Annotated in this window: 9 protein-coding genes; all 9 read right to left on the reverse strand. The window is 42.2% G+C overall.

Annotated elements, in window-relative coordinates; translation table 11 throughout:
- Positions 1-1262 (reverse strand): contractile injection system protein, VgrG/Pvc8 family (locus tag F991_RS14220; protein WP_004672756.1); only part of this gene is annotated, 1262 nt, incomplete at its 3' end.
- On the reverse strand, positions 1262-1702 hold the full coding sequence (locus F991_RS14225; RefSeq protein WP_004672757.1) for a phage tail protein: 441 nt from the start codon (positions 1700-1702) through the stop codon (positions 1262-1264). The genes F991_RS14225 and F991_RS14220, both read right to left, overlap by 1 nt.
- A 6-nt stretch (positions 1703-1708) precedes the next feature.
- Positions 1709-4165 (reverse strand): phage tail tape measure protein, encoded by a 2457-nt coding sequence (locus tag F991_RS14230; RefSeq protein ID WP_004672759.1) that lies wholly within the window; start codon positions 4163-4165, stop codon positions 1709-1711.
- A 12-nt stretch (positions 4166-4177) separates the two neighbouring features.
- Positions 4178-4324: a GpE family phage tail protein gene (locus tag F991_RS17300; protein ID WP_308444327.1), complete on the reverse strand. Its 147-nt coding sequence runs from the start codon at positions 4322-4324 to the stop codon at positions 4178-4180.
- Positions 4321-4662, reverse strand: a complete 342-nt coding sequence (locus F991_RS14235) for a phage tail assembly protein (RefSeq protein WP_004672760.1) — start codon at positions 4660-4662, stop codon at positions 4321-4323. The genes F991_RS17300 and F991_RS14235 overlap by 4 nt, the downstream gene beginning before the upstream one ends.
- Positions 4663-4733: 71 nt before the next feature.
- Positions 4734-5249: a phage major tail tube protein gene (locus F991_RS14240; RefSeq protein ID WP_004672761.1), complete on the reverse strand. Its 516-nt coding sequence runs from the start codon at positions 5247-5249 to the stop codon at positions 4734-4736.
- A gap of 10 nt (positions 5250-5259) precedes the next feature.
- Entirely contained in the window at positions 5260-6432 is a 1173-nt protein-coding gene (locus F991_RS14245) for a phage tail sheath protein (protein WP_004672762.1), read from the reverse strand.
- Between the two features lie 102 nt (positions 6433-6534).
- Positions 6535-7899: a phage tailspike polysaccharide lyase family protein gene (locus tag F991_RS14250; protein ID WP_004672763.1), complete on the reverse strand. Its 1365-nt coding sequence runs from the start codon at positions 7897-7899 to the stop codon at positions 6535-6537.
- Between the two features lie 378 nt (positions 7900-8277).
- On the reverse strand, positions 8278-8413 hold a 136-nt coding region (locus tag F991_RS17510), incomplete at its 5' end, for an integrase core domain-containing protein (RefSeq protein ID WP_002059989.1).

An 8413-nucleotide genomic window follows, 5' to 3' on the forward strand; every position in this document is an offset into this window, starting at 1 on the left:
GCGGTCTTTTTCGATTTGTAGACGTGAGTCAACTTTAATGGCTTGCTTTGATCACCTGAGGTGATTTTGACTGACTTGCCACCTTCGCTGTAATAGGCAATGACACCGGTATAATCTGCATAATTTTTACCAGTGCGCTTTTTGGTTTTGGACTTTTCTTTTTCTTCTTCAGTCTTTTCTTCTTTGCCTTCAAACAGGGTCGATACATCATCGGCATCTGGAAGCTGTACTTCCAATTCAACTGAGGTGGTGAAGCCATTGTCATTGAGTGAATGGGTAACGTTTGTCCCTAACCAGATAATGTCATCAATTTCAGGTTTTAAGCCAATAAATTCAAATTCCTGTTCAGGGATTAAGGTTGGATCGCCAAAAGCCAAGGTATATGTCAGTTTTTGGGCAGTACGTTTACAGCGATTGTATTCCGCACTGGCTGCCAGTTCAGCGGTGGTTTTATCCCGATGCACATAGCGGATCTCTTTCATGTTGTCTTCACTGTCACCGACTACGACATGCAATTTTTTGGCTTTGTTTTCGGTGTAGTAGTAGGCTTTGACACCTGTGATATTGTCCGTACCTGTGCCATTGGTGTAGTTGTGCTGATCGCCCTTATTTCTGGTGATTTGCACACGTGGTAAGGCTAAACCTGAAACTGTTGTACTTGCACCACGTGGTAATAAAATCAAATGTCCATTCTTTACAGTGGCTATTGCGTCATTTTCATCGGCAATACGTGTGATGAGATTTGCATCAGATTCATTTTGAGCAATGTATTTAATTTGTTTTGTTGCGAATTTTTCATGAACAATGACTTTAAGTTCATATTCAGCACCAACCTTTTCAAATATTTCTTGAATGGTTTTGTCGCTCCAGCTGCGTTCACGCTTTTGTTTTAAACCTTCTGACACGTCATTGGCCATGGCAGAAATACTGAGCACATCTGGTGCGCCACGATGGGATGTGGAATCGACTTTGTATTTGCCTTTGTCGAATAAACCGGTATTGGACCAACCTAGCCAGACCTGAATGATGGCACCTTTGGGTGGAATACTGAGCATGCCATCTGCATCATTCAATTCGATGTCCACTGAATCCACCACAAGCCCACGATTGTCTTTGATGCTCAAAGACATTAAACGTGAAGCCATAAGGGATGAGATATCGACACCATCGACTTCAACACGAAAAATGGGGTAAGGATATTCCGTCATTTTTTCAACAGAATTTAATGCCGTACCAACGACGTTCATGACTTTATTCAGCATTATAGAATCCTATTCAGTGCGCCAACACCCATGCCGATCAGGGTGCCTAATAAGGTCGGTTGCCAATCGCGTACAATGGTCAGTTTTAAAGTGAATTCAGTTTTACGTGCTGCACCATCTTTAAAGAAATAGGTTTTGGTTTCATCTAAATCATTGATGATGACTAAGCCATAAATTTTGCCTGTGCCTTCAATTAAGGTATATGCCTTGCCTGTATCGCCCATTTGTCTGAGCATGTCTAATGTGACGCGACTTCCTGTCAGTTCGTGGTAAATCACGCCTTTAAGTGTAATGACATCTTCACCTTTACCAATAAATTGATAAGCAGGGGAGTCTCCGACACGGCTATTGGAAGGATGTCGCCAATTGGTGACACGTTGCAGTTCTTGATATGACGCTGTTCGTAATGAGAAGACAAACAAGCCTAGAGCCATCATCATGTGTCTTTACTCCGTGTCTGTTAAAAATTTACGTTTTTTCATCTGCTGTTCTTCAGCCACTCGCTGGAGTTCCTGACGCATTGCTTCAGCCGTTCCTTTGACTACAGATCCATCTTTGACATGAATATGCACTTCAATCGTGTCTTGGCTGATATATGAACGTGGGTTATTGCGACCAACATTGATGGGTTTGACTGGCTTAGTTTGGGCAGCAGTGTTGACCACACCTTGTGTGGCGGTGGATGTTGCTGCAATCGGTAATCCATTGGCATTGGCAATACCGTTGGCCATACCTTGCATGGTGTAGCCACCAATGCCCATGAAGACACGTGAGGGTGAATGAATGCCTAGAATGCCCTTGGCTTTATCAATCACGCCACTGACAGCACCTGTGATAGCATCTTTTACGGCATTTACTTTGGATAAAATACCGTTCTTGAGCCCTTCTAAAATCATGGCACCAAAGCCGGTAAACTTCGCTGGAAGATCCACACCGAACCATGACAGTACTTTTGCAAATGCTGAATAGAACAGTCCGATTGGACTCCAATTGATGATCAGTGCTGAAATTCCGGTGATACCACCATTGAATGCCGTCTTGATGGTGTTCCAAATGCCGACAAAGAATGCTGAGATCGGGGCCCAATTCTTATAGATCAGCAGGGCAGCACCAGCAATGGCAAGGACAATCCATGTAATTGGGTTGGTCAGTAACGCCATGCTCATACCTTTGGCAGCCAAAGCAACTGCACCAAATGCACGACCAACCATCATCATTGGTCCAAAGATTGTGATTAAGCCAATTGATAGGGCAGATAATCCACCAACAATGGCAATGGCTCCAATGGCAACTTTGACTAAACCTGATGCTAGACCAGGATTCGCTTGTGCCCATTTTTGAACTGAGCTCATAACACCATTGAAACTGCCAATCATGGAATTGACACCAGGCAATAAAACATTGCCGATGGTGATGCCTAAGGCCGCCATCTGGTTCTTGGCCAATTGAATATTATTGGCTGTAGTTGCAGCGCGTGCTGCATATTCTGCTTCCATTGATCCAGCGTAGACTGATGCACTTGATACAGCATTCAGATTCTTGGTCAGTGTATCCAGACCTTGTGAATACTGCATGACTACTGGTAGTGCTTCAGATCCAAACAGGCTATTGGTTACAGCCACCTGTTCTTCTTTTGGTAGTTTCTGGATGGCTTTCAGTACCGTTGCAATGGTACCTTCAGCATCCTTTTGCATGTTCTTAGCAACATCAGTAGATTTCAGTTTTAGTTTTTCAAAGGCTTCGACTTGTCCTTTGGTTGCTGATTCGCCTTTGGTCATTGCCAGAATAATATTCTTAATACCAGTGGCTGCAACATCAGGTTCAACGGAAGTCAGAGATGCAGCCATGGCAGCAATACTGCTGGAAGCAAAACCACCGACTTCACCCAGAGCACCAATACGCTGCACCACTTCCATAATCTTGTCAGCTTTATTTGGTGATGTATTGCCGAGATAGTTGATCTGGTCGGCTAAGGCAATGACCTGTGGCTGGGTCATTTTGAATGCTGCACGCATTTCTGCCATGCTTTGACCTGCCTGATCTGCAGTGATGTCAAATGCCACACCCATTTTTACTGCAGATTCAGCGAAGCCAATAAGTTCATTCTTGGCAATACCTGACTGAGCGCCAGCGGCAACAATGGCTGCAATATCTTTGGCCGCCATTGGAAGGCGTGTGGTCATTTCAAGAATTTGATTGGACATGGCTGTATAAGCCGGTGTGATTTTGCCGGCTTCATCTTTCAGGCCATCCACGACCTTGGCCACGTCTGCCATGGCTGATTCATAATCGATGGCAATTTTAACTGGTACTGCTAAAGCAGCTGCACCAGCACCTGCAATCATGAGTCCCTTTTTAGCCATATCATTGGCTTTGCCCATGCGTTCTTGCATCTTTTCGTATTTCTTTTGGGCTTCTGTATGTTTGCCTAAGGATTCTTTTTGTTTGTTTAGCTCCATGGTAGTCAGATGAATCTTATTTTTTAGATCTGATTCTTCATCATTCAATCGATCCATCTGAATGCCAGCTTTGTTGAATTCCTGAGCCATACCAGTCAATTCTGTACGTTGGCTTTTCTGCACACCCATCAGGCGTTTATGTGCGGCTTCAGCACGAGCCAATGCTGTGACATTTTCCTGAACTTCAGGATTGATCTTGAGTGCTGCTTTTAATTCAGAAATGGTTTGTTTGTTTTTGGCCAATGCCTGAGCAGTCTTTTCAGATTGTGCGGTGAGCTGACGGAAACCTGAGATTTTGCGCTGTTGTGCTTCAAGGTCCTTGAGCTCACCATTGGTTTTTTTGAGCGCGTCAGCCATTGTTTTAGAGCCACCAACGATGGTTTTCATTGGTCCTGTGAGTTTATCAACTGCTCCAAATAGGACTTCTAATTTTAGTTTTGACATTGGTGGACTCTTTTATACAGTGGTTTGGTGACGCTTCAGCGCATGGTGATGCCATTTACTTAATTCAATAATGTCCATGTCATCGTATGCGCTCGGTGGCCAATGAAAGATGCAAGCAATGTTGGCAATCGCTTCATCTACGTCATCGACCAGTTTTATTGCTGATCCTCTTTGATCGCTTTCTGCAGATCCTTCGGGTACAAAAAAGTGACCAAGTGACCTCCAAGTTGTGCGAAGTCCACTGGATCTAGTTCAAGCACTTGCTGTGGTGTTAATGCAGGCGTGGTGACACGTGGTAAAACTTTGATTAATGCGTTTACATCGTGCTGATAGATGGCTTGTAAACTGACACCGCTTAATGCTTTGACATTTGGTTTACGGATGGTGATTTCAGTAATTGTATTGCCACCAAATTGAATTGGTTGCTCAAGCTGAACAGTTTCTTGGTTCGGGTTTTGAATCAGTTGCGTATTTAATTCTTGATCTTGAGTATTCATGTTGCATTCCTAAAAGAGATTTGAATCAAAAAAACCTTGCACAGAACGAATCCATGCAAGGGCAGGAAAACTTATAATCCGATTGCTTTACGTTGTGCTGCGAGACGGTCTTTGCCATCTACAACTTCTTTGAAGCCAAGCACGTCAATTTCGATTTCAACTTTGCCGTTGACTGTGAGTTTGTAATAAGCACAGTTGGTCACGACTTTATGTTCAGTGTCTTCACCTGGTTCAGAGTCACCGCCATCAATTTCTTCATGGCGACCACGAACCACCACTTCCACTGCATCGACTTCACCTGTGTCATCACGTTGATAAGCACCAGCGAAACGCATATACACACCGTCGACTTTTTCCATACCGAACTGACGCAATGTGAGCAGGTCTAAGCCACCAAAAGTGGATTCAAGCACTAGGCCATCATCGCCCATGCCCATGTCCACTTTGATTGGTGCATTCATACCACCACCGCGATAGTCTTCCATCTTGCGTGTGAGCTTTGGCAATCCGACCGTTTTAATTTCACCTAAGTAACTTTCACCTTCGTTAAATAGGTTCATATTTTTGAGTTTACGAGGAAGGCTCATGCATCAACTCCTATGCAGTGATCGTTGAAGCGAAGTCAGCCAAATAGCTGTCTGTAATACGCTGACGGAAGGTAAGGTCTTCAAGCGGTGGCACAGGGGTATAGTCATAGTCGATATACAATTTGCCGGCTTTGAGCGTGTCTTTTGAGTTTAGCTCTGGGTCATACCAAGCATCGCCACCAATCAGATAGCCTAGGCGTGTCCATTCACGTTGTTTGGCTTTGATGCCTTCCAACATGTCGTTGACCAGTGAACCGTGCATTGGTTTATCAATGGCCCACATGTGTGCTTCTGCAATCGTGTCAGCCATGATCTGTGCTGTACGTGTGTAGTTTTCAAAAGCAAAGAGTGGATCGTCTGAACAGGTACGTGAGCCCCAAAAACGGAAGCCGTCATGCTGAATCAGTGTGGTGATTTCGTTGCTGTTGAGATAGCCAGCATCGGTTGCAGGGTCTTGAAGGTCCCAAGTCACATCAGCATCGATACCGGTAACACCGTTGACTGCAACGTTTGATAAGGTTTTATGCCAACCAATTTCGTTGTCGATCTTGGCACGTAAGCCCATCGCCACTGCAACTGCAGGTACAGTTTCGGTTTGTGCTGTGTCGACATTGAATGCCACGAAGTTTGGCCAAATCACCATGAGTTCACGCGCTGCGAATGCATCACGATAGGCAACGACTTCTTCTTTGGTTTTGCATCCCCAAGCATAGACATAGGCAAAGGCACGAAGTTTTTTTGCAATGGTTGCAAGTTCAGTGGCAACAGCTTGAGTATCTAAACCTGGTGCACCAATGATGCGTGGCTGTACGCCTAGTTTTGCTTTCGCTAATAGCAATGCTTTTGCACCGGTATATTTACCAGTAGCATCTACGGTACCAATGACGTTTGCTGTTTGTGCTGCTTCATCTTCAGCAGCTGCAACACGTACCACAACGCAGATTGAATTGGCTTGGTTGGCCATCGCTTGCAGTGCTGTTTTTAGTGTGCCGTTGGTACCGGCTTTTGCAACTGCAGCTTGGGTGTTGGTAATGAGCACTGCCGTATTCAATGGGAAAACGGTTGCATCTGCATCTTCTGCAGTGGCAATGAGTCCTTGAACAGCAGTGGCAATGGTTCGGATCGGACGTGTACCTTCGTTGATTTCAACGACACGCAGTCCGTGGTGGTATGAATCTGCCATAAAAAAAGCCTGTTTATTGAGGTTTTATTTCAGTAAACAGGCTTGCATGGGTCTGAATAAAGCCCAAGTGCATGGGCTTGTATTAAGTGGGTTTTACAATTGTTAAAAATCTGACATGCTAACTGTATAATCGATATCAAACAGCTTGTTAAGTGGTAATGACAAATCATTTGTCTTAATGCCAAGTCTTAAACTTGATGCAGCTTTTCTATGAACATAAGGATCAACATTTCCAAATGTCTCGTCCCACGTTTGATTACCCACAGGGCTGCAAGATAAAAGAACATTAGGAACTTTAGGGTAAATAAACGGTAAAATAACAGATGCTTCTTTTCTTTGAGCAGCTGTTTCAGCGGAAATTTTTAATCTACCATCAAGTGATGGTAACTTGAATTTAGTATTCTCAGTAGAAAAGCGAAAGCTTCTAAATAAAGTTACAGGGTTTTGAGTTGGTACAGAAATATTATCAATTTGGATTCTATCGCATTCTGTAACAAACTCATGGGATGATGTGGTAGAACCAGCCCAAATAATAGAATTCACGGAAGGAATGCCAAATGTTTTGAGACCATCGACAAAGATATTAAATTTCTTAGTTGTTTCCACACCAACAGTAATTGCGAGTCTAATTAGCGTTTCAACAGGTTTAGATGTTCTAGAATGAATTCTTACATCATTGATTATAATATTTACATCTTCTTTAGGGTTGTGAGAAATATGAAAATAAATAAAACCATGAGAACTTCCATCCCCTTCTACAATAAGGTCACAATTATCAAGTAGATAATATCCGCCGAGCATACTGTTACAATAAGTTGCATATCCGGATTTTGTTGCTGGTGTTTCTGCAATTTCATGAGGTGTACGTACACCATAAATTGTACTATTTTTTACAGAAACATTTTTACCCGAAAAACCAACCGCATCCAAAACACAGTTATCGTAATGAACATCTTCAACATTTCCATGCATATCACCAGCATAAGCATCATAACGTCCATTTCTAAGTAACGTTGCGTGAGATATTTTGATGTCTCGGTTAACAATATTGCATAAACCAGAGTTACCGCCGATCGCAATAGAATGTCGAGTTGCACCGAACAGACCACCAGTGAATAAAACTTTTTGGCAATTAGAAATTACAATACCATATTGCGTAGCTACGACAACATTTGGAGTGTTTAGTAAATTAACACCAGCAAAGATATTAACATTATAGCATTTTGATAATTTTACATTTTGACCTTCCCCTCCCCAAGAGTTCAGTCCAAAAAGCTTAATATTTGTTCCATACTCAATAAATAGACCACTATCGCCACTATTTAGATCAGCTATTATTTTTCCATTAGAAATTTTTGTAGAAATTGGATCTATTTTAAATAATTGGACGTTGTTAGTATCATACTCATCATAGAGTCGACCGTACAAATAGATATTATTCCCGATTACATTCGATACTAAAGCCATTTCCCCCTTTTGATAATAAGATCTAGTTGGATTATATGACCCTTGATTAAGATCAGTAATACAAATTAAGTCTCCTTCCTTTATTTTTCCGTCATGGTTAATAGTGATTAAATTGTCACCTTTTTTTAATGGTGCAGATAAATTTCCAATTAGTTCACTACTACCTTGATATTTAATTTTTCCAAATGGACCACAAATTATTTTTGCATTTTCAGAGAAATCTAAATCTAGACTTCTAGGAATAATAACTTCTTTGTTAATAAAATATTCACCATCATTAATAGTAAGCTTACTTATGTTTGTATTACTAACTACTTTTAATAATGCTGAAGAAAGATCTGAACCGTACCGGGTTTGTCGGAGACTTTTTTATTTAAGTTAAGCCACCTGACCTAACGGGTTAATCTTATCATAGTACATTGCTTCAAACTCAAAAGGCGACACATAACCCAGTGCACTGTGTACACGCTTTTTATTGAACCAATCTACCCAGTTTAGTGTCGCAAGTTGTACA

The organism is Acinetobacter sp. CIP-A165 (assembly GCF_000367985.1).
Taxonomy (GTDB): Bacteria; Pseudomonadota; Gammaproteobacteria; order Pseudomonadales; family Moraxellaceae; genus Acinetobacter.

What these genes read in the sequence shown, in the direction of transcription:
- F991_RS14225 (WP_004672757.1), bottom strand. Translation starts at nt 1,702, where the DNA reads ATGATGATGGCTCTAGGCTTGTTTGTCTTCTCATTACGAACAGCGTCA.
- F991_RS14230 (WP_004672759.1), bottom strand. Translation starts at nt 4,165, where the DNA reads ATGTCAAAACTAAAATTAGAAGTCCTATTTGGAGCAGTTGATAAACTC.
- F991_RS14235 (WP_004672760.1), bottom strand. Translation starts at nt 4,662, where the DNA reads ATGAATACTCAAGATCAAGAATTAAATACGCAACTGATTCAAAACCCG.
- F991_RS14240 (WP_004672761.1), bottom strand. Translation starts at nt 5,249, where the DNA reads ATGAGCCTTCCTCGTAAACTCAAAAATATGAACCTATTTAACGAAGGT.
- F991_RS14245 (WP_004672762.1), bottom strand. Translation starts at nt 6,432, where the DNA reads ATGGCAGATTCATACCACCACGGACTGCGTGTCGTTGAAATCAACGAA.
- F991_RS14250 (WP_004672763.1), bottom strand. Translation starts at nt 7,899, where the DNA reads ATGGCTTTAGTATCGAATGTAATCGGGAATAATATCTATTTGTACGGT.